Below are 22,995 nucleotides of genomic sequence, written 5' to 3'. Positions count from 1 at the left end.
GGGCAGTTGCATGATAATTCAACATATTTTTCAGTTTTTATTTTGTTCAGTCAAGATAGTGCTAATTGACTACCCCGACTGAATCGATATTGGTTATAAAATAATAATCAGTTCGTATTCGCCACCATCCAGAGCAACTCGTACCCCGTCGGATTGATAGGCGAGTGCCAAACCATTCAATGTCGCCGAACTAATCCCCTGACAGCGCTGGGCCGGACTTTCAACACGAATAACATAGCGCGTGTTAGCCAGATTAACCGTCGCCTCAAATCCCGGCCAACTGGCGGGTATGCAAGGATTAATCACCAGTTCCCCGCCTTCACGCCGGATCCCCAGAATACCTTCCATACCCGCGCGCTGCATCCAGCCCGCAGAACCGGTATACCACGTCCAGCCACCGCGCCCAACATGAGGTGCGACTGAATAGACATCGGCTGCGACCACATAGGGTTCGACTTTGTAACGCGCAATCCCCGCAGGGGTATTGCCATGATTTATCGGATTGAGCAATGCAAACAGGTTGCGGGCCTTATCCCCCTCACCTAATTCAGCAAAGGCTAAAATCACCCACATGGCAGCATGGCTATATTGCCCCCCGTTTTCCCGTAAACCAGGCGGATAGCCTTTGATATAACCAGGATCATCTGGCGTTTTGTCAAAAGGCGGAGTGAATAGCAGTGCCATCCCATCATCGGGACGAATAAGATGTTGTTCCAGTGAAGCCATTGCTTGTACGGCTCGTAGTGGGTCGGCGGCCCCCGATAGCACCGCCCACGACTGGGCAATAGAGTCAATACGGCACTCGTTGCACGCTTTAGATCCCAGCCAACTGCCATTATCAAAGGTTGCACGGCGATACCAGTCGCCATCCCATGCTTCCCGCTCTAATGCCTCGATTAAACCACTGAGATGTTCCTGCCACTGCCTGGCCCGTCGAGGGTCACGCTCGCTCGCTAACGGAATGAGCATTTTCAGCGTTGCCACCAGCAACCAACCCAACCAAACACTCTCCCCTTTTCCCCCTTCACCGACTCGATTCATGCCATCATTCCAGTCACCGGTCCCCATCAGCGGTAAACCAAGCTCTCCGGTCAATTCAATGCATTGATCCAACCCTTTGGCACAATGTTCAAACAGTGAGGCGCTTTCCTGTGCCACCAGTGGCTGGAAGAAAGCATCGTGTTCGCCTGGGTGCAATATCGGCCCTTCGAGGTACGGTACTGTTTCATCCAGCACACCGCTATCACCGCTTGCAAGAATATACGTGGCGGTGGCAAAAGAGAGCCAAACCCGGTCATCAGAGATGCGAGTTCGCACCCCCTGCCCGGAGTGAGGCAACCACCAGTGCTGTACATCACCTTCGATAAATTGTCGCCCGGCGGCGCGCAATAGGTGATGTCGCGTCGTATCCGGTTGAACAAAGGTTAGCGCCATGCCGTCTTGTAATTGATCGCGGAAACCATAAGCGCCACTGGCCTGATAAAATGCCGACCTTGCCCAAACACGGCATGCCAGCGTTTGATAAAGCAGCCAGCCGTTGAGCATGATATCCATCTGCCGATCCGGCGTTTTCACTTGGATAGCCTTCAGCAAGGTACGCCAGTAATCGGTGACGTCACTCAACACCGCATCCAGATTTGCCGTACGGTAACGGGTAATTAAAGCTTGTGCCTCACTCACTGAAGCACACTGGCCGATAAACCACACCACCTCGACCTGTTCACCCACCGCCAGTTCAATCGTTTGTTGCAGCGCACTACAGGGATCAAACCCGGCACCGGTCGTACCGGAAAGCGGTATTATTGCCGATAGGGCTAACGGTGCAGAGCTGTCTCGATAATGTCCGAGGAACTCGCTACGATCGGCGGTCCAGCTAGTTTGCTGTCCATTTAAGTCAGCGAAGGAAACTCTGCCGGGGAAGGCGGTGCTCCAGGGATTTCGCGCCAACATGGCACCGGTTGGTTCATCCATTTCGGTAATAATAAATGGCCCGGTCGCCCCGCGAGAAGTCGCCAGTACCCATTCGGCATAGGCGGTCACTGAGATACGCCGTGGTTTATCCGACATATTGCGCAATGTCAGACGGGATATCTTGATAGGATCCGCCAGCGGCACAAATTGCAGCAGCGTCATGCCAATACCATTAGCCTGATGCTCAAACCGACTATAGCCATGACCGTGGCGAGCGATATAGGTGCCACCATCGCGGATCGGCTGTGCCGTAGGACTCCAGAGCAGCCCAGAGTCTTCATCGCGCAGATACAGGCATTCGCCAGACGAATCGATAACGGGATCATTGAGCCACGGCGTTATCTGGTTTTCTCGGCTATTTTCAGCCCAGGTATAGCCACTACCGGTAGCCGAAACCTGAAAACCGAAGGTCTGATTGGAAATCACATTCACCCAGGGCGCGGGGGTATTTTCCCCATCATTCAGGCAAGTTATATATTCCTGCCCTTGCAAGCCAAACCCTCCCAGACCATTAAAGAACTCCAGATTTTCAGGTAAGGGTAATAAGGTTGCCGTCGGCAAGTTAACCGGTTTGACCAGTGAGAAACTGACTTTCTTATCTGCTGTTAATAACTTTTTATCCTGTGCTAACAGGCGCTTATCTGATGTGAATAACTTTTTATCCGATGCGAACAGCTTTTTATCTGAAGGAACAATTTTCTTGTCCAGAGTGAATAACAGATGGTTGAGTTGATTACCCAATGTGCCATAACGGGCTGATAACACCACCCGAGCAACCGAACGGAGTAGCGATCGAGTCTCTGCACTCATCAGATCAGCACGCAAGGCATAGGCCGAACCTTGTCGTAGCTGATCACCCAAGTGTGGCCGTGACTGGCTACTGCGCACTGCGGTTTCTATAGCGATTTGCAAATCTTGTACATAAGAAGACGCCCGTTCATTGATGATAACCAGATCAACCGCCAAACGTTTCATGCGCCAGTATTCATGTGCGCGCAGTAATTGCCGCACCTGATCAATGTCTTCGATATCATCAATACGCAGCAGAACTATCGGCAAATCACCCGATATGGATTGAGTCCATAATGCTGATTGGACCCCTGCACCACGTATGATAGTTGTCGATGGCGAACGGAAGCGGGCATCGGCATACAAAATAGGCGCGGCCAGTTGCTGAAAATCTGCCGCCTCCTCAGCTTTAATCTCCAAATGGCGTAACTGCACCTGAGCCTGGGTCCAAGCCAATGTTTTAGCACGATCATACGCACTGCGGTCCCGGTGTTTATCCACCATATCCAGCAAAGCTTCTTTCGATGAAGCAATCAGTGTCCAGAAGGAAACCGTAACCGTCTTGCCCGCCGGTACCAGCAAGCTCTGGCGCAGTGAGAATATCGGATCCAGCACTGTACCCACGGTATTTGACAGTGCCACTCCCACTTGCATGGCAGCCGAGCTAATAACCCGGTTACCGCGACCAATAAACTTGGCCCGATCCGATTCATATTGCAGCTCACTCATCGGCAGGCCATCAGCAACCAAGAAATGCGCCGCCCAGACTTGCGGTTCTTGTGCTGTTCTGGGCCGCCGCGTCGCAATTAATGCACCCAATTCCGCCAGATATTCAGTAACCACAAACATTTTGGCGAATGCCGGATGCGCACTGTCTGCTGCGGCCGCAGTGAGTACCACTTCAGCATAAGAGGTCAGTTCAATCTCCCGCGCACGGCGACCCGTGTTAAGTAACGAGATCCGCCGTACTTCACCATCATCTTCACTGGAGATAAGCACATCCATGGTGCTGGTCAGCGTACCGTCGCGGCATATAAATTCGGCATGATCCTCACTGAAAATCACCTCACGATGGGAATTATCACTGGCGGCCAGTTGCGCCCCGGCAGACCAACTGCGGCCACTGCGCAAATCACGCAGGAAAATAAAGGAGCCGTAATCATCACAAGTAGTATCTTCCCGCCAGCGAGTGACCGCGACATCCAGCCATCGGCTGTAGCCAGCCCCCGCGCTGGTCAGCATCACAGCATAACGGCCATTGGATAACAGGTGAGTCACGGGTGCTCCAATAACCGGTGAGGACAAGCGGCGAATGGTTGGTAATGCACTGTCTGCCACCGCTGAAAGCAACACCTCCTCGGTCCGAGGATAAGCAATCGCCACATTGCGAGGCATCCGCTCCTGCAACAGTAATTCGCAAGCCTGAATCATTGGCTCATGGTGAAAACGGTTGCGCATCCGTCCTTGCTGTAAGGTATTGGCAATAGCAACAATGGTCATTCCCTGATGGTGCGCCATATAGTTGCGTACAATTACCACCTGCTGATGTTCCGGTAAGCGCGAGCGGGTGAAATCCAGTGCTTCATAGTAACCATAGCGGCCTAACGCACCCATCTCCGCCAGTTTTTCATAGTTTTGCAGCGCACCGTGTGGATCAATCATAGCTGCCAGCCCGGTAGCATAAGGCGCGATTACGGTATTTTCTGATAAACCACGTTTTAACCCCAACCCAGGGACACCAAAGTTAGAATATTGATAAGTAAACTCGATATCACGTGCACTGTACGCCGACTCAGAAATGCCCCACGGGATATTCAAGCTGCGGCCATAAACCTGCTGCCGTTCAACCACCAGTTGATTCGTTTGTTCCAGCAAGCTGCCCGCCGGCGCGCGCATCACCAGTGAGGGCATCAGGTATTCGAACATCGAGCCAGACCATGAAATCAGCGCAGCCCCTTTACCAATCGGGGTCGCCGCTCGCCCCAGACGGAACCAATGACGGGTCGGTACATCGCCTTTGGCGATAGCAAATAGACTGGCAAGGCGAGCCTCTGAGGCCAGTAAGTCGTAGCAACTCGGATCAAGGCTGTTATCCACCAACGAATAACCGATGGATAATAATTTACGCTCGGGATCAAGCAGGAAAGCAAAATCCATCGCCAGCGCCATATGGCGGGATTCAGCAGCCAATTTCAACAACCGATCATTAACTTGCTCCTGCATCTCCTGCGTGAGTTGCTGGTCATATTCATGTTCAGCGGCCGCCAAAATCAGTACTTCAATCCAATAACTCAAATCAATAAATGCATTATCATCAATAGAGCGTGCGACACCATGCACCATCGCTGAGGCTTTGACCAATAACGGTTTTAACGACAGCGGTAACATTTCAGTGTCACCGACTCCCTTTAAATCCATACGGATTTGTTCTAAAACTGCCCACAGCTTACGTTTAAAATCAGCATCACCCGCGGGTAACGCGTTAAAGGATATCTCGGCCAACAACAGGTTATCCATCAACCCCTTAGCGCCGTTAGTCGCCAGCGGTTCTGCCGCCCACTCTTCACAGGTATTGGCCAGCACAATCAAATGCCCGGCCAGGTTGCCACTGTCGACCGAAGAAACATAAGCCGGTTCCAGCGCCCGTAGATCCTGCGTGCCATACCAGTTAAAGAAATGCCCGCGGAAACGCGCCAGTTTATGAAAGGTTTCAAAAGTTGCTTCCAGCCGCATCAAGGTGCGATAGGTACCCGCCCAACCAAAATCGCGAGCAGCCACAGTCGAGAGTAAATACAATCCCATATTGGTCGGTGAAGTGCGGTGTGCCACCACAGGTTTTGGATCTTCCTGAAAGTTATCAGGCGGCAGCATGTTTTCATCAGGCGTAACAAAGGTTTCGAAGAAGCGCCAAGTGCGCCGGGCGGTCAGACGCAACTCGGGGATATCTTCCGCCGTTATCGGTTTATGTTGTGCTACCTGATGGGAGCGACTGACCCACAACGCGATGGCCGGAGCGAAAAACCATATAATGGCAAAGGGTAAAATCAGTGGCCAGGCCAAGGGCGAAACCATCAATGCAATGGCGGCCATCAGCAAACCTAATAGCGTTCCACCCGCCATATGGCGATAAAAACCGGCGACACCGGGGTGGGGTTTACCGGCAGATTGTGCGGCGGTGGTCCACTCCAGTAAATTACGATGGGTAATAAATAGGCGAATTAGCGTGCGGCCAATAGCATCAACCATCTGCCAGGCGTGGTCAGCCAGGAAAATCAATGACAACAACGTCTGACTGCCTGCTCGTTTAGTATCATCGAGTAAAGAGCGTAAATGGTTACTCAGCCGAGTATTCTGAGCCGGCCATAATGAGAACAAAATGGGTAGAAAAGAGGGGAACGCGATCAGCAAGATGACTACCAGCACCCCAACCCACGCAGCAGGCATGGGTAGCATCCAACTGCAACCCAGCAACATTAGCGCAAAAGGAGCAACCAGTGAGCGGCGCAAGTTATCCACCATTTTCCAACGGCCCAGCAATGGAACATTTTTGCTGTCTTTGTCGTTCCTGACCACCCAACGCAATAATTGCCAGTCACCCCGCGTCCAGCGATGCTGACGCTTGGTAATTACGTCATAGCGGGCGGGTGACTCTTCCACCACTTCAATATCCGAAGCCAATCCGGCACGGGCAAAAATCCCCTCAAACAGATCATGGCTGAGTAAGGCATTTTCTGGCACCCTGCCGGCCAGCGAGGCTTCAAACGCATCAACATCATAAATACCTTTGCCGGTATAAGAGCCTTCGCCAAACATATCCTGATAAACATCTGAAACTGCGGCAGCGTAAGGGTCCATCCCCCCAGGACCAGAAAATACCCGTTGGTATAACGATCCACCTTTGCCCATCGGCAATGCCAGCGTCACACGCGGCTGAAGGATGCCATAACCATCGATGACCCGCTGCTGGTCTGCACTAAAGCGTGGTTGGTTCAGCGGATGCGCCATTTTGCCAATCAAGCGCAGGGCAGCATCGCGCGGCAGTCGGGTATCGGCATCCAGCGTAATGACATAACGCACATCGGTTGGCACCTGTGGTTCACCGGCGGCGGTGGCAATAAATGAGGTGTCCGTCGCCCCCCGTAACAGGCGGTTAAGTTCATGCAACTTGCCCCGTTTACGCTCCCAGCCCATCCAACGGTTTTCACTTTCATTAAACCTTCGCTGACGGTACAACAGCAGAAAGCGCGGCCCGGCAGGACCGGGGCCATATCGTTGATTAAGCCGTGCAATAGCCTCATCGGCTAATAGCAGTAGTGGACCATCACTCGGTATGACTTGCTGGTCTGCATCAACCCCATCCAACAACAGAGCAAAGGTAAGAGAACCTGTAGCCCCCGATAAATGATGGACTTCTAGCTGCTCGATTTGCTCCAATAAATCGCTTTTACTGGTGAGCAACGTGGGCACCACCACCAAGGTACGCAATCCATCCGGTACGCCACTGGTTAGCTCCAATCCCGGTAAAATCGTGGCACCAAAGCTCCAGGTGATAACGCGGTTTACCAGGGCAGTTGCCACATCTGTCGCAGGGATAAATGCGATTAAGGTAAATAATACCAGCCAGCCCGTCGCCAGTCCGGGGAAAGAGAGTGCCCACAGCACCAATGCCAGTAATCCGGCAGTGACCAGGAAAATGGCCGCCATAAAACCGCCAACACCAAAGCTGACGCTCAAGCGGCTAAACCACAAACGTATTGAAGGACTGAATCTGAGTTGATTCTCTAATTCACGCCTTCCCGCCCCAATCAAGTGATAGCCTGGGTCACGGCAACGTTCGACATTCTCTGGTTCTGCGGCCTCAGCTGTAGTCTGTGCGACTTGCAGGGCAAGAGCGGCAATTTCCAGTTCAGTGAAGGTGGAACCTCGGCATAATTGTTCGATGGCACTGCGGTACAAATTGCGGGTTTGAAAATCCATACTGGCGAAGGTGCTGCCCTGGCGTAAGCATTCATCGACCAGGCTTACACTCTCAAACAGATCAGCCCAGTCAATATCCGAGATCAACCGCATACTGGTAATAACATTTCGGACCGAAACGTTAGATGACCCCTGCCGTAGTTGAGCTCGTTGTACAACTTCACTAATCGATAGCCCTTGTAATTGAAGGCGATCTTCCAGCCAGCCCAATGCTGGCGTGGTGCGTGGGTCTTGATCACGTAACCGCTTTGCCAATTGAGATGCAAATTGCTCAGATAAAGGCTCACTGGATCGCACCGTAATATCAGACTCCAGAGCCAATCGGCTATCGCCGGCGTCCAATAAGCGATTCGCCAGCGCCTCAGCATCTGCCCGATCTTTACGACCTTGAGTTATCTGATCAGCCAGACGGCGTAAATTCTCTATCAGCACAATACGCAGCGTAATCGCCACCGCCCAGAGTTCACCAATAGTCAGCGGTTGAACACGCTGATACGCCATAATAAAACGGCATAATACATCCGGGTCCAGATGGCTGTCAGTGTGCGCCACAAAAGCCCAGGTAATGCCAAATACCCGTGGATAGCCAGCGAAGGGGCCGTCGGCCAGCTTCGGCAATTGACGGTAATAACCCGGCGGCAAATCATCACGGATCTCGCGGATCTGCTCTTCAACCAGATGATAATTATCCAACAGCCACTCAGCCGCAGGGACTACTGCGCGGCCCTTTTCCAGTTCTGCGGCACTGGCCCGATATGCTGCCAGCAGCGTATTGGCATTATCATTCAGGCGGGCATGCAGAGTAGATACCCGTGGTGGGTGGGTAGTTATCGACTGCGCTTTGGCAAGGCTCTCAGCATGCTGTTCCAATCGCTCCACACTGAATAGCTCATCCCTTACAGGTGCAGTATCATGCCAAGGGGGAGTCGCTGCGGTGGGTGATCCAAGAATAGCCTTTAGAAATAATTTCATAGGTACCTTTCTGGTCGGGTGCTCATACAGTCTGATGGCAATCTGCATAATGAAAAGTCGGGAATAGCCGTTAAAAGGCGTATCCAAACGGATTGCTCAGGTGAGCTTCCTGAGCCGTGCGAGCCGCGTGATATTGAGCAGAAAACGCCTTACAGGCAGAATGCTGTCAAAAATGCCGAGTGAAGGTGGAAAGCAAAAGACGGATACACCAAAGTATCCAGTCATAAAAAAGGGGCGAGTAAAGGCTGACGATACGCAATAAACGTACGACAGCAAAAAAGCTGAATAGTATTAACTATAGCCCAAAGGAGAAATTAAGGATCAGGGCATAAAATGAGAGAAATAAATCAAAAGGTTACATTAACAGCAGGTACTGTAATTTAAATACCTGCCGCCTTGCCACTATTACACAGACTGTTGGTAATCACCCCATACTTTCAGAAACTAGATGCTGTCTTGAAATTTTCGTGCCTTGGCAGTTTGCTGTTTCTCTAACTCAAAAATGGCGCGTTGCAGCCCTTTTTCTTGGATTGGACTCAGACGAGGAAATTTAAAACTCAAGCGTTGTACTGTGAGGGTTTCACCTTTGTTATTCACTACCTGTTTATCAATGGCCCGGATAAACTGCAGGTCCAGCTTAAAAACACCAAAACCACATAAATCCACTGAGGCATCTCGTAATATACCGCATTCCTGAAGGGGGAACTCACTGCCTTTCACTGCATACAGACCCATGCCCCCCAGGGAAATATCCCCTAATGTGTACGAGAAATTACTGCCATCAGTAAATTTCCCAGAACAATAATAAGGGGGCCATTGAGGAATGTTTACACGAAAATATTCCCGCCGTTGGATAAAATAAAGCTGCTCAGGAATAGCCGAGCTAAAGGCAGGTAGTGATAAATATTTTATTTCTTTCAGTGAATTACAAGTAAATTCAATTTTTGCGCCCGTAGGTTCTGCAATAATAGTCAATTGATTAGCAGCAAGGGCCAGACGGTTCTCGTGTTCTACACTACCAAAATCAAAAATAAACTGATTCGTCTCAGGTACCACATCCAGAATACGGCTGATAAATTGTCCGCGCGCATGCATAACCATCACTGCGGTATCGTTCTTCTTTAAATCTCGAAGAATTGCACAGATCGCTAATTTATTCGTTTTGACAAAATTTTCTTTAGACGTTTCGCTCACCTGCCATTCCCCATCTTTAATTTATTGCTCTGGCTACCCAGATTATTTTAATGAGCATATAAGTATCAGTATGGTTATCGGCAGATGCTTGAATTACTTTAATTATTTTTATAAAAAAACCGAAAGTTTAATTTCCACCCCAGGATTTCAAGATATAAGAAACCCGCATAGGCTTTGAATACGCTGTTGGACTGAACCAGACCAATATCCTTTACAACTAATCTTAAACGGAGAGCACTAGAGAGAGAACGTGGCAATTGATAAAAATTTGTGATCCAGGCAGCATTAAATCATCAGTCTGACTTGTACATTATTAACGCTCAAATTAGACATTTGAGTCATTTTTTATACCAATGAAATTTTAATAATTAATTATCAATGAATTACAAAAATATTCATGATACAAGCCGCCCTCTGAATAGGTATAAAAATGGTATATAAAAATCTGGTAACAAATATTCGAAAATTAATAAATCATCAGGATATTTCGCTGGGTGATTGCTTACCATCAGAAATTCAGTTAGCAGAGCGTTTTGGTGCATCACGAATGACAGTCAGAAAAGCACTGGATGTCTTAATTCAAGATGGTTTACTGGAACGGCAACAAGGGCGAGGGACATTTATTATCGGGAAAGATCTTAAACATGATAATAATCATCTGAACAGTTTCACCGAACAGATGAAAATGCTCGGCAAGACACCACATACTGAAGTTTCTGAGTTCAAAATTATTAGGGCATCGCAAGACATTGCCAGTCAGTTAAACATCAATCAAGACGATAAAATATATTATATCAAACGATTACGTTATGCTGACAAACAGATTATTCAGATAGAAGAGAGTTATCTGCCAGTCTCTCTGATGCCGGATTTAACTTACCATCATCTTGAATCATCTAAATATGACTTTATTGAAAAACATGCTAATTATCAGATTGAAGGTTGCCGGCAGACATTTTTACCTATTGTCGCCAGTCAGGAGTTTGCCCTGCAACTCCATTGCGACCCACGTACCCTGCTGCTGCAATTACTCGCCGTATCCAATGGAACTGACGGAGTCGTGGTAGATTTTTCGGTGATAACCTTTAATCCGGTTGATTATAAAGTCAGTTACTATCTCAAGCGCCATCCGCTAGATTAAAGGGTTGATTAGTGCATTAATCCTTTTTATCAGTAGATTAATGCACCAGAAGAAATATCAATAAGCCTAGCCCGGTAATAAACTCCCCAAACCAATAAATAGCCCGGCGATTGTGGCACTCATCAGATTAGATAATGTTGCCGCCAGTAGCGCACGGAATCCTAAGCGCGCAATTTCAGATGATCTTTCGGGTGCAACAGCACTGAAAGCGCCCACCACGACAGCAATTGAGCCAAAGTTGGCAAAACCACACAACGCAAAAGAGATAACTGCAATCGTTTTTACATCTAATGTCGCTATGGTTTCTTTCAGATAAGGAGAGAAACTCAAATAGGCTACGAACTCATTAATGGCTAATTTCTGGCCGATAAAACCACCCGCCAGTGAAGCATGTTCCCAAGATACGCCCATAATATAAGCCAGAGGCGAGAACACATAGCCAAGGATACTTTCCAGACTGAGCTGTTCGAAACCAAAGATGCCGCCAATTCCGCCAATAATGCCGTTAATTAACGCAATCAATGCAACAAATGCCATCACCACGGTGGCAACCCCGACCGCAATTTTCAATCCCAGCATCGCGCCACTGGCTGCCGCTTCAATAATACTGGCAGGGCGTTTGTCACTGAATGTCATCTCGTTGAATTCAACTTTTGACTCTTCTGTCGCCGGGCTGATAATACGCGCAAATAATATCCCGCCAGGGATAGCCATTAACGAAGCAGCCAATAAATATTCAATCGGGACCCCAAGCCCGGCATAGCCCACCAACATAGAACCTGCAATGGACGCCATACCGCTACAGATGACGGTAAACAGTTCATTGCTGTTCATCTTATTAATAAAGGGTTTAACTACCGCTGGGATCTCATTCTGACCAAGGAAGATAGTGGTGACAGCGGCAAATGACTCTACTTTACTGATACCGAGTAACTTTTGAAATATAGAACCGAGAATATTAATTAGCCATCCCATAATGCCGAGATAGTAAAGAATAGAAATTAATGAAGTGATGAAAATAATGGCCGGCAGGACATGAAAAGCAAAAACAAAACCGGCGCCATCAAATAACTCATTCATTTTTGGGCTAACTAAACCACCAAAAATAAATGCGCTACCTGCGTCACTATATGAAATAACTCTATTCACTGTATTAGCAATCGAAGAGATAAACCACTTTCCAGCAGGAACATAGAGCATGACTGCACCCAATGTTATTTGCAATAATAATGCAGCCCCGACGGTCCGTAATCTTATCTTTCTTTTATTTACTGAAAAAACATAGGCGATAAACAATAAAATGCATATCCCCGCCAAACTACGCAATAAATCCATAACCCCCCCGAAGTACCTCGAAGTTCCTATATAGATAGCTCATGCTCGAAAAGGTGCCCCTCGGACAACAAATGTGTCAGGGCACCTCAAAGATATGAGCAAGTATTTTGTAATAAGGACAATATTTAAAGCGTGTTACCGTTCTTTATTAAATAATGCTCTGATAGGAGCAGGCAATTTTGGCAGCTAACTGCGCATTATTAAATACCAACTGTATGTTAGCGTTTAAACTGTCACCACCGGTTAATTCAGCTACTCTGGCCAACAGGAATGGCGTACTTTCTTTACCAATAACCCCCTGCTCTTCTGATTCTTTTACTGCCTGATCAATGGCAGCATTGATCATCTCTTCGGGTAAAGCATATTGTGGTGGGATGGGGTTGGCAACAACCATTCCTCCACGCAGGCCGATACTCCATTTGGCATTCATTGCTGCCGCAATTTGCTCAGCACTGTCTAAGGTAATACTGACCTCAAACGGGCTGGTCCGACAGAAAAAAGCGGGCAGTGACCGAGTCTGATAACCAATAACCGGCACCCCATTAGTTTCCAGATATTCCATGGTTAGACCTAAGTCCAAAATAGATTTAGCGCCGGCGCAAACCACCGTCACATTAGTTTTCGCCAACTCCTGTAAATCGGCGGAAATATCAAATGTGGTGGCCGCACCACGGTGTACACCACCAATACCGCCGGTCGCAAAAACCTTAATCTTCGCCATTTGTGCAATAATCATGGTGGAAGCCACTGTTGTAGCACCATGTTGTCCATTTGCTATCACAAAAGGCAAATCACGACGGCTGACTTTCATAATGCTATGGCCTTCCTTGCCCAGCAATTCTATTTCGTCACGGGATAGGCCCGCTTTCATCCGGCCGTTTATAACGGCAATAGTGGCAGGCACAGCGCCATTCTCACGAATTTTCTGCTCTACCAGTAACGCTGTTTCTACATTTTGTGGGTAAGGCATCCCATGAGAAATAATGGTAGATTCTAATGCGACGACGGCTTTATTTTGCGCCAAAGCCTGTGCAACCTCTGGTGATATATCTAAATAAGATTGTGCCATTGCGTTATTTGTCATGGTTGTAATTCCAATAGTTTTTTAACACTGCCATTTGACAGATTGGGGTTATTAGTCAGTTCCGAAGAGAGCGTTAATGCTGAGCACCCTTGAGCAAAACGGATACTCTCAGCAAATTCCATGTCATCCAGCCAGCAACTTGCTAAACCAGACATCATCGCGTCTCCGGCCCCGGTAACATTCACAATGTTGATATTCAGTGGCAATGACCAGCCAACCTGTCCATCAATTTCACTGAAATAAACCCCCTCTTTTCCCATACTTAATGCCAGGCGCTGGACGCCTTGTTGGTGAAACCAGTGCGCCACCACCGGAATATCATCGTGGCTGTTAATTTTCATGCCACTGAGTATCTCTGCTTCCAGACGATTAGGTTTCAGCGTGTGAATATGGGATAACCAGTTTTTAATTCTGGGTGCTTTGAATGCTGAAACCGTATCGACGAATACAGGAACATTACCGGCATTGGTAAATATCCATGAGAGGGCTTCTTCGGTTAAATTACAGTCGACGACTAATATTCCCGCGTGTTGAATTATCTCTTTGGTGGTTGCTAATAATGACGGCGTTAGTTTTTCTAATATGCGCATATCATTAATCGCCACCAACATTTCGCCACCATCATCGAGTAACGAAACATAAGTAGAGGTATTTTCACCGTGCAAACTGTGGCAATTACTGACATTGACACCGGCGCGTTTAGCCTCATCAATCAGGGTCGCACCATAAAAATCATCTCCCACCACCGAGATGAGATGGCACTCTTTGCCTAATAGCGCAATATTTTCAGCAATATTTCGCCCAACACCGCCTGGGGTGCATTTTATTTTCCCTGGGTTGGAATCTTCATAAATGAGCTTACTGGCTGCATAACCACAAACATCCATATTTACCGAGCCAACCACCACCACATAACTGTGCTCAGATAATATATATCCCTTTCCTTTGATATAACCTTTTTGCATTAGATTCATAATGTGACCCGCCACCCCCGAGCGACTAATGCCTAGAATATCGGCAATTTCTTGCTGGGGGATCAATGGATCTCGTCTCAGAAGCTGCAATATTTGTTTTTCTCGGCTGGTCATAATGGACACTTGTTTGTTTTTAAACATGTGCTTGTTTTATTATTTTGACTAAATAGAGTAAAGCGTATTTTATTACTCTATTTCAAAGTTGAGAGAACGATCGTAAGCGTGTTTTCAAGCAGTTACAGCACATTTTCTGTGAGGTAACTCAAGTTCTTCCGATAGGAAAATAAGTTTTAAATAGTAATATTCTGACAGGAAGTATATTCCACTAAAAATAAAGATAGATAATCAAGAGGATAACAATACACGCAGAAGCAACCCAACAAGTGTTTGGTTGTCTATTTTTGGGTAGGTAAATTGATGAATAGCCATAAACGCGTTACATCGAATAATGATCTATTTCACACTTAAAGGCTGATACTTCACAGGGAGATTAACCAGAGAAAAAAATAAAACGACAGCAGCAGCAGCCAGATGTCGTTTTACTGTATATGTTTTATCTGGTAATTAGCTACGCACTAAATCGTCGCCATAACCAATCCACTTATAGGTTGTCAATGCATCCAACCCCATCGGGCCACGGGCATGAAGTTTTTGCGTACTTACTGCCACTTCAGCGCCTAAACCAAACTGGCCGCCATCGGTGAAACGGGTGCTGGCATTGACATAAACTGCCGATGAATCCACCGCCCGGACAAAATGTTCCGCGCTACTGAGTGAGCGGGTCAGAATAGCATCAGAATGGCTGGTGCCATGCTCGCGAATATGGTCAATAGCAGCATTGATATTAGCCACAATCTCCACATTCAAATCCAGAGATAACCATTCATCGTCATAATCAGCAGCTTCAACAGCCACTACCTTGGCCTTACCTTCGGTCAGATACGGCAGCGCCTGCGGGCTGGCATGCAGTGTCACGCCAAAGGCATGCATTCGGGTACTGAGTACAGGCAGGAAGCGCTCTGCAATAGCTTGATGAACCAGCAAGGTTTCCAATGAGTTACACGCACTTGGCCGCTGAACTTTGGCGTTTTCAATCACTAATAACGCTTTCTCAAAATCAGCACTTTCATCCACAAAGGTATGACAAACCCCAATACCACCGGTAATCACCGGAATGGTTGATTGCTCACGGCACAGTTTATGTAAACCAGCCCCACCCCGTGGAATCAACATATCGACATAGCGATCCATACGCAGTAACTGATTTACCAATTCCCGATCAGGGCTTTCAATCGCCTGCACTGCCGCCGCGGGTAAGCCGCACTGTTCCAGTGCCTGCTGGATAACCTTCACGGTTGCCTGATTAGTGTGATGAGTCTCTTTGCCACCCCGCAAAATCACGGCATTGCCGGTTTTCAAGCAGAGGCTGGCGACATCAATCGTAACGTTAGGACGCGCTTCATAAATGACACCAATCACCCCCAGAGGCACACGGCGGCGTTCCAGCTTTAAGCCACTGTCAAGTAGGCTGCCATCAATAACGCGGCCCACAGGGTCATTCAGGCGGCATACCTGACGCACATCATTAGCAATAGCCGCTAAGCGTGCCGGGGTCAATAACAGCCGATCGAGCAGCGCCTCACTCATGCCCGTATCACGTGCAGCCTGCATATCTTGCTCGTTGGCATGCAAAATAGCCTGACTTTCAGATTCCAACAGGTTAGCTATTACTGCCAGCGCCTGATTTTTCTTTGCCGTGCTCAACATTGCCAACTGCCAGGAAGCCTGTTTGGCGGCTTTCCCCATCTGTTCCAGCATGCTCATGCTCGCTCCTTAGCTAACAATCATATCGTCACGATGAACCGCCACCGGGCCATATTCGTACCCGAGGATTTCACTGATTTGTTGCGAGTGATGCCCCGCTAACATGCGCAGCGCATCGCTGTTATAGCGTGATACACCGTGGGCCAAATCCCGCCCGCCAAGATTGCGGATACGGATCACTTCACCACGGGAGAAATCCCCTTGAACACTGCGAATACCTTTGGGCAGCAGCGAACTGCCGCGCTCCATAATAGCGGCTACAGCCCCATCATCGACCGTAATTTCACCCGCTGGCGGTGCACCAAAAATCCAGCGTTTACGGTTTTCCAACGGGGTTTCCAGTGCATGGAAGCGAGTACCAACCGGCGTGCCATCAATCACATTCGCAATAACACCGGACTGACTGCCCGCGGCAATAATCACATCAATACCAGCGCGGCAGGCAACATCTGCTGCTTGCAGTTTAGTGGCCATACCACCAGTGCCAAGGCCTGAGACACTATCGCCAGCAACTCCGCGCAAAGCATCATCGATACCATGCACTTCGCGAATAAGCTCAGCTTCAGGATTGTTACGCGGATCAGCCGTGTATAACCCCGCCTGATCGGTCAGTAACAGTAGCTTATCGGCACCGGCAAGAATGGCTGCCAGTGCCGAGAGATTATCGTTATCGCCTACTTTGATTTCAGCGGTGGCGACAGCATCATTCTCATTGATTACCGGCACGATGCGGTTATCCAGCAAGGCATTCATGGTGTCACGGGCATTGAGAAAACGCTCTCTGTCTTCCAAATCAGCACGGGTCAGTAACATCTGACCGATATGGATGCCATAGATGGAAAACAGCTGTTCCCAGAGCTGGATTAGCCGGCTTTGCCCGACTGCGGCTAACAGTTGCTTTGAGGCAATAGTGGCAGGCAATTCTGGATAACCCAAGTGTTCACGCCCGGCGGCAATCGCCCCGGAGGTGACAATAACAATACGATGACCTTTTGCGTGTTGCTGGGCACATTGGCGCACCAGTTCAACAATATGGGCACGGTTAAGACGACGGGAACCGCCGGTCAGAACACTCGTCCCCAATTTCACAACCAATGTCTGGCTGCCACTCATAATTTTTCTGCCATTGGGATGAATTAAAGAAACAATATATACCCAAAGTAATTGGAGTTGCAGTATGGCTGCCAGCGAACTCATCCCGATGAGCTTATTCATGTAAGAACAAATGTGACTCGGGTGAATGAACGTAGCTAACAACCCTGCGGCTCTATGTACGAAGGGGATGGGTCTTTGTAGCAGGCGGGAGGCATAATGCCAACAGTCAGAATGAGAAATTCCCCCTTTTATTGTGCTAAAGGGGGAATATTCTATTTAATTAGGCATTAACAAACAGACTTCTAAGCGGACAACTTCAGCGGCTGATCGCTAAAATGCTGCGCTGGCTCCAATCTCATTTCAATTGAAGTCAACATCTCAGCAAGGCGTTTATGGAAACCACGCAGCGTGGTCTCCAGTTTCTCTTGTATTTCAGGATCTTTAATCTTTTCCGCTTTCCAACTGCCTTCTTTATTAAACAGGCCGAACTGGTAAACGTAGGTAAAATGGTCTTCTGCCGGTTCCAACTCTATCCACCAGCCCCAAAACTCACGTTTCTCGGGGGCAAGCTTCACATTGACGCAAACAGCTAAACAGTCAAAGAAAAAATGGTCACTCTGGCACTGCCCTTCACGCAGATATGGTCCTAAAGCGGCAAAACGTTTCATAAGCTTACTTTTAGGATGAGCACTGGTCGACGTCATTCTTAAATCTCCTTATATAGACGATCCTTTTTAGCAAACTGTTAAAAATTAGCAACTCATTAACGCATTTTATCTTCTAACCACTCACTGGCTTGCAATAATGCACGGTGGAAATTGTCGTACAGCGGCGTTGATGATATAGGTAATAGCTTGCCATCCGCCGAGGAAGAACAGATTAACTTCGCCTCTTCTTTCGGGCTGAATGGATCATTTTCCCAGTAGCCCGCCAACATAGGTGTTTGGCAACGCCGCCCCAGCAACCCCTGTGTTTTCAGCGAATAGCGGTTCATTTCTGTTCTAAGCGTTTCATCTGCCGCATCAGCCATTCCCAATCGGCTGGCCATAACATCCATATACATATCTGGCACCTGGCGCTGGCTGTCAGCGTTACACAGAAGATAATGCACAATCGGCCCAAGGCATGCCACAGCACGCACCCGCTGCGGCTCTAAATACCCCAGGCGCACCGCTACGTTGGCACCGAAACGGAAACCGAAAACACTGACTCGCTGATGATCAACCCAAGGGATATCCGGCAATGCCTGCAATACTTGCTGATGCAGATAACTGGTGTCCTGCGTTAACTTCCAACGCGACGAAGCCCCCACCGATGGCATGTCCACCGTCAACATGGCTATCCCTTTCGGGGCCAGATAGTCACGGAACAGGCGATGATAGTCACTTTGCAATGTATCCAACCCACCACACATCAATACCGTTGGGAATGGCGCACTGCCAACAGTCGGCATATGCAGGAACCCCGCCAGCGTACCGCCATCTGAAATCGCGAAATTAAGCTCTTTCAGGTTATACGGCAGGTGTTCAGCGGCGGCTTCATAGGCGCGGTTTGATAACACCTCGACTTGCTCGGCCAGCTCATCACCTTTCAGATGTGGGTAACCCGCAATGCTGTATAAATTGGCCGCATTTAACCAGTATTGACCAGCATTCAATGGGTCAGTCTCTTCCATGGCTTTTTGCTGCCACAGCATCCCCTGATGGGCCCACTCATAAATCCAGTTACCATTGCGATAGCCCACCACGGTATCTAGCAGTTCGTTATCGCTGTGTTCTGCCTTTGAACAGGCAATGCGTGACAACACTTCTTCTATTTCAAGGGGATCAACACCGCGCCAGGTCCATATCAAACGGTTGATCATCCGATACCAATGGCTGGTGGTATCACCGTCCAAGGCAGAATGTACCGTCATAGGATGGTTGCAGTGAGCATGCCGCACGAGAGTTGAAGTTTCAGGATGCTTGAACTTTGGTTTAAACAGAATTTCAGAGAGGTTGGCTTGTGCCATGGTAACGATAGCCTCCATAAGCCGTGATTCAGGCCCGATAAGGGCTGGTCAGATGGGGTCAAGTGTACTCATACTGCGGAGAAAATGAAACGCCCGGAGCTGACCAGGCGTTTAAAGCCAACTAAATTACTTACCGCTTAAAGGAGCAACAAAGGTTACAGCCATATCCCACGGCTGCTCAATCCAGGTGCCCTGAGGAATATCAACCACATAATCATCAACTAATGGGCGACCAGCAGGTTTGGCGAAAATAGTAACAAAGTGTGCCTTCGGATACATCTCACGGATAGCTTTCGCAGTGCCGCCAGTATCAACCAAATCATCAATCACAATAAAGCCTTCGCCGTCACCTTCAGCACGTTTCAGGACTTTAAGCTCGCCTTGGTTATCATGGTTATAACTGGCGATGCAAACGGTGTCGACATAACGAATACCCAGCTCACGCGCCAGAATACCCGCAGGCACCAAACCACCACGGCTTACCGCAATAATCCCTTTCCATTGATCGGCTGGCAGTAAACGCTGTGCCAGTTTGCGGGCGTGAATTTGCAACATATCCCAGGTAACGACGTATTTTTCGCTCATAAAGTGTAATCCCAGCCAGTAAAGGAGTGGCTTGCCATGTATCAGAAGGGGAAAAAAGGTTGCGCGAGATTATAGTGAGCCAGCCGGATAAAAACCAGCAATTATCGGGTTAATTAATCGGGTCTAATGCGGTAATTGTGCGGCGAAACGCGCGTAATGCCGATGAAAGTGATATTCTCAAACCATCTCGCCATTCCGATGGCGGTTTGTCACTACCCTTAAAATCTTTAGTCATCAACCCGATAGCATCTCTGACATCTTCATCCTGAGGTTGCCGATATGAGCATGCTGTTACAGGAGACTTACAGTGTCTGAACTGTCTCAACTTTCGCCTCAGCCGTTGTGGGATATTTTCGCAAAAATCTGCTCAATCCCCCATCCGTCTTACCATGAAGAAGCGCTGGCGCAGCACATTATGACGTGGGCCAAAGAAAAAGGTCTGCACGCTGAGCGTGACAAGGTCGGTAATATCTTGCTGCGTAAGCCTGCTACCAAAGGGATGGAGAACCGTAAGCCAGTTGCGCTGCAAGCTCATCTGGATATGGTTCCGCAGAAGAATAATGATACGGTACATGACTTTACCAAAGATCCTATCCAACCATATATCGACGGTGAATGGGTTAAAGCCCGTGGCACCACATTGGGTGCGGATAACGGCATTGGTATGGCTTCTGCGCTGGCCGTATTGTCTGATGACAGCGTTGAACATGGCCCACTGGAAGTGTTACTGACCATGACCGAAGAAGCCGGTATGGATGGTGCCTTCGGCCTGCAACCTAATTGGTTGAAAGCCGATATTCTGATTAATACCGATTCTGAACAGGAAGGTGAAATCTATATGGGTTGCGCTGGTGGTATTGATTTTATCACCACTCTGGCCCTGAAGCGCGAAGCCGTTCCTGCTGGGTTCCAAACCCTGAAACTGACCTTAAAAGGCCTTAAAGGTGGTCACTCCGGTGCGGATATCCATTTAGGTTTAGGCAATGCCAACAAGCTGCTGGCCCGCTTCCTGTTTGAACACGCAAAAGATCTGGATCTGCGCGTATTGGATCTCAATGGCGGTACATTGCGTAACGCTATCCCGCGTGAGGGTTCGGTGATCCTGGCAGTTAGTGCAGATAAAGTCGATCAATTGAAAAGCCTTAGTCAGGCGTATCTGGCAACGTTGAAAAACGAGCTGGCGGCGGTGGAAAAAAATCTGGCACTCCTGCTCGAACCGGTATCCACTGAGACAAAAGCGCTGACTAAAGACACACAGCAGCGTTTAGTGGCACTGCTGAATGCCACGCCAAACGGTGTAATTCGCATGAGTGATGCCGTTAAAGGCGTGGTTGAGACCTCACTGAATGTCGGTGTGGTTACCATGAATGAGAACGAAGCAGAAATCATCTGTCTGATTCGCTCCCTGATCGACAGCGGCAAAGATTACGTGGTGAGCATGCTGACGGCAATTGGTCAGTTAGCTGGTGCACAAACGCTACCGAAAGGCGGTTACCCTGGCTGGCAGCCGGACCCAACCTCTCCTGTCATGGCATTGGTACGGGAAACATACCAAAAACTGTTCAACAAAACACCGAACATCATGGTTATCCACGCGGGTCTGGAGTGTGGTTTATTCAAAAAACCTTACCCGGATATGGATATGGTGTCGATTGGGCCAACCATGACCGGCCCACATTCACCGGATGAACAAGTTCATATCGAAAGCGTGGGTCAATATTGGCAGTTACTGACCGCCCTGCTAAAAGCCATTCCAGAACGGGCATAAACAAATCTGATTGATCTTTATGTGATAACGGCGGTGCTTCGACCCGCCGTTTTTTATTGCATATACTATTCCCAACTAAGCAATAATTGCCGCTCAAGTTGTGGATCCAGTAAAGTGACATGTAGCCCTACCAAGCGAACTCCCCGCCCGGCTCGCCGTTCATTCCATGCAGTGCGCGCCACTTGTAGCAGATCAGTCTTATTCAGTTCCGGCCAGACATGCTCCTGCGTAGTTTGTTGAAAATCATGAAATTTCAATTTAATACCCTGACGCGCAATATGCAGATCCGGCCTCACTTTACGTAATCGAGTTTCCAGTTCAATATAAAGCTGTTCAATCAATGCCTCACAACTTTCCCAGTCATGAATATCTTCCGCCAGCGTTCTTTCAACACCGACCGATTTACGCAATCTGTCCGGGGATATTTCCCGCTCATCAATACCGTGGCTACGCTCCCACAACACATGACCGAATTTGCCAAAACGCTTTAATAGTTCAGCCTGCGGATAGTTTTGTACCTCGCCGCAAGTAACCAACCCGAGTTCTTGTAAACGTTTAGCGGTCACTTTCCCCACGCCAGGAATCTTACTCAACGGCAAATCATGCAGGAAAGGCTGAATCTGATTAGGGGTGATGACATATTGACCATTCGGTTTATTCAGATCTGACGCAATTTTGGCCAGAAATTTTATCGGGGCAATACCGGCGGAGGCGGTCAGACTCAGTTCATCAGAAATCGCTTGACGGATTTCCTGAGCAATTAAAGTGGCAGAACCACTGCATGCGGAGCAATCAGAAACATCCAGATAGGCTTCATCCAGCGAGAGCGGCTCAATCAGCGGGGTATAGCGAGCGAAAATTTCGCGGATATGCAGCGACGCCTCTTTATAAGCCGCCATTCTGCCAGGAATAACTTTAAGCTGTGGGCAGAGTTTAAGTGCCATCGCCGTTGGCATAGCACTACGAACACCATAACGTCTGGCAGGGTAATTGGCCGTACTGATCACTCCACGCCGATCGCGGCTGCCGCCAATCGCGATGGGAATATCACGCAAACTGGGATCGTCGCGCATTTCCACTGCCGCGAAGAAGCAATCCATATCGACATGAATAATCTTACGCATGTTATCTTTCCCCAACCAAACCACTGTATAAAGATACAGTTAAATCGGAAAAATTCAAGATTATCCTAATCCTCAACCCGCCTCAGATTGCTTATCGGAGGCTAGCCTGCTAGCTGTTTACTCAGTCCTCTCCAATATCAGCAAGTCCCGC

At 48.5% G+C, this 22,995-nt stretch carries 13 protein-coding genes; 2 read left to right on the top strand and 11 right to left on the bottom strand.

From position 1 onward, the window contains the following. Window positions 1-93 precede the first annotated feature (93 nt). Both Q2T72_RS05195 and Q2T72_RS05190 read right to left on the bottom strand, forming a co-directional pair. Window positions 94-8,709 carry a GH36-type glycosyl hydrolase domain-containing protein gene (locus Q2T72_RS05195; RefSeq protein ID WP_372568752.1) on the bottom strand — a complete coding sequence of 2,872 codons (8,616 nt, stop codon included), beginning with the start codon at window positions 8,707-8,709 and terminating at the stop codon, window positions 94-96. 444 nt (window positions 8,710-9,153) lie between these two features. Then, on the bottom strand, window positions 9,154-9,903 hold the full coding sequence (locus tag Q2T72_RS05190) for a flagellar brake protein (RefSeq protein WP_083160107.1): 750 nt from the start codon (window positions 9,901-9,903) through the stop codon (window positions 9,154-9,156). A 430-nt stretch (window positions 9,904-10,333) separates the two neighbouring features. Here Q2T72_RS05190 and Q2T72_RS05185 point away from each other — a divergent pair, with 430 nt between their 5' ends. Next, a complete protein-coding gene (locus Q2T72_RS05185) occupies window positions 10,334-11,044 on the top strand; it encodes a GntR family transcriptional regulator (protein WP_083160109.1) in 711 nt (236 codons plus the stop codon). Window positions 11,045-11,110: 66 nt separating this feature from the next. On the opposite strand, the gene Q2T72_RS05180 is transcribed toward Q2T72_RS05185, so the two are convergent. The 8 genes from Q2T72_RS05180 to gpt all read right to left on the bottom strand — a co-directional run bounded on the left by Q2T72_RS05180 (window position 11,111) and on the right by gpt (window position 19,952). After that, window positions 11,111-12,379, bottom strand: coding sequence for a NupC/NupG family nucleoside CNT transporter (locus Q2T72_RS05180; protein WP_083160111.1), 1,269 nt, complete (start codon window positions 12,377-12,379; stop codon window positions 11,111-11,113). Between the two features lie 148 nt (window positions 12,380-12,527). After that, the gene (locus tag Q2T72_RS05175) at window positions 12,528-13,463 is read right to left on the bottom strand and encodes a pseudouridine-5'-phosphate glycosidase (protein WP_083160113.1); all 936 of its coding nucleotides are present in this window, start codon (window positions 13,461-13,463) and stop codon (window positions 12,528-12,530) included. Continuing rightward, entirely contained in the window at window positions 13,460-14,578 is a 1,119-nt protein-coding gene (locus Q2T72_RS05170) for a PfkB family carbohydrate kinase (RefSeq protein ID WP_372568751.1), read from the bottom strand. The genes Q2T72_RS05175 and Q2T72_RS05170 overlap by 4 nt, the downstream gene beginning before the upstream one ends. A gap of 423 nt (window positions 14,579-15,001) precedes the next feature. Beyond that, window positions 15,002-16,255, bottom strand: coding sequence for a glutamate-5-semialdehyde dehydrogenase (proA, locus tag Q2T72_RS05165; RefSeq protein ID WP_193784836.1), 1,254 nt, complete (start codon window positions 16,253-16,255; stop codon window positions 15,002-15,004). Between the two features lie 15 nt (window positions 16,256-16,270). Continuing rightward, a complete protein-coding gene (proB, locus tag Q2T72_RS05160) occupies window positions 16,271-17,374 on the bottom strand; it encodes a glutamate 5-kinase (RefSeq protein ID WP_083163836.1) in 1,104 nt (367 codons plus the stop codon). A gap of 284 nt (window positions 17,375-17,658) precedes the next feature. After that, a complete protein-coding gene (crl, locus tag Q2T72_RS05155; protein ID WP_083160119.1) occupies window positions 17,659-18,060 on the bottom strand; it encodes a sigma factor-binding protein Crl in 402 nt (133 codons plus the stop codon). A 59-nt stretch (window positions 18,061-18,119) separates the two neighbouring features. Next, window positions 18,120-19,367 (bottom strand): esterase FrsA, encoded by a 1,248-nt coding sequence (gene frsA, locus Q2T72_RS05150; protein ID WP_372568750.1) that lies wholly within the window; start codon window positions 19,365-19,367, stop codon window positions 18,120-18,122. 126 nt (window positions 19,368-19,493) lie between these two features. Continuing rightward, window positions 19,494-19,952 carry a xanthine phosphoribosyltransferase gene (gpt, locus tag Q2T72_RS05145; RefSeq protein WP_083160123.1) on the bottom strand — a complete coding sequence of 153 codons (459 nt, stop codon included), beginning with the start codon at window positions 19,950-19,952 and terminating at the stop codon, window positions 19,494-19,496. Between the two features lie 307 nt (window positions 19,953-20,259). Between gpt and pepD the strand changes: the two genes are divergently transcribed. After that, complete coding sequence (gene pepD / locus Q2T72_RS05140; protein WP_083160125.1) at window positions 20,260-21,720, top strand: beta-Ala-His dipeptidase; 1,461 nt, start codon at window positions 20,260-20,262, stop codon at window positions 21,718-21,720. A gap of 65 nt (window positions 21,721-21,785) precedes the next feature. Here the strand turns inward: pepD and dinB are convergent, their stop codons facing one another. After that, window positions 21,786-22,844 (bottom strand): DNA polymerase IV, encoded by a 1,059-nt coding sequence (gene dinB / locus Q2T72_RS05135; RefSeq protein WP_083160127.1) that lies wholly within the window; start codon window positions 22,842-22,844, stop codon window positions 21,786-21,788. Between the last annotated feature and the right edge of the window lie 151 nt (window positions 22,845-22,995).

The organism is Yersinia sp. 2466 StPb PI (assembly GCF_041538325.1).
Classification (GTDB): domain Bacteria; phylum Pseudomonadota; class Gammaproteobacteria; order Enterobacterales; family Enterobacteriaceae; genus Yersinia; species Yersinia enterocolitica_E.
Note: the sequence above shows the minus strand (reverse complement) of the source record. Positions and strands in the feature narration are given on the sequence as shown.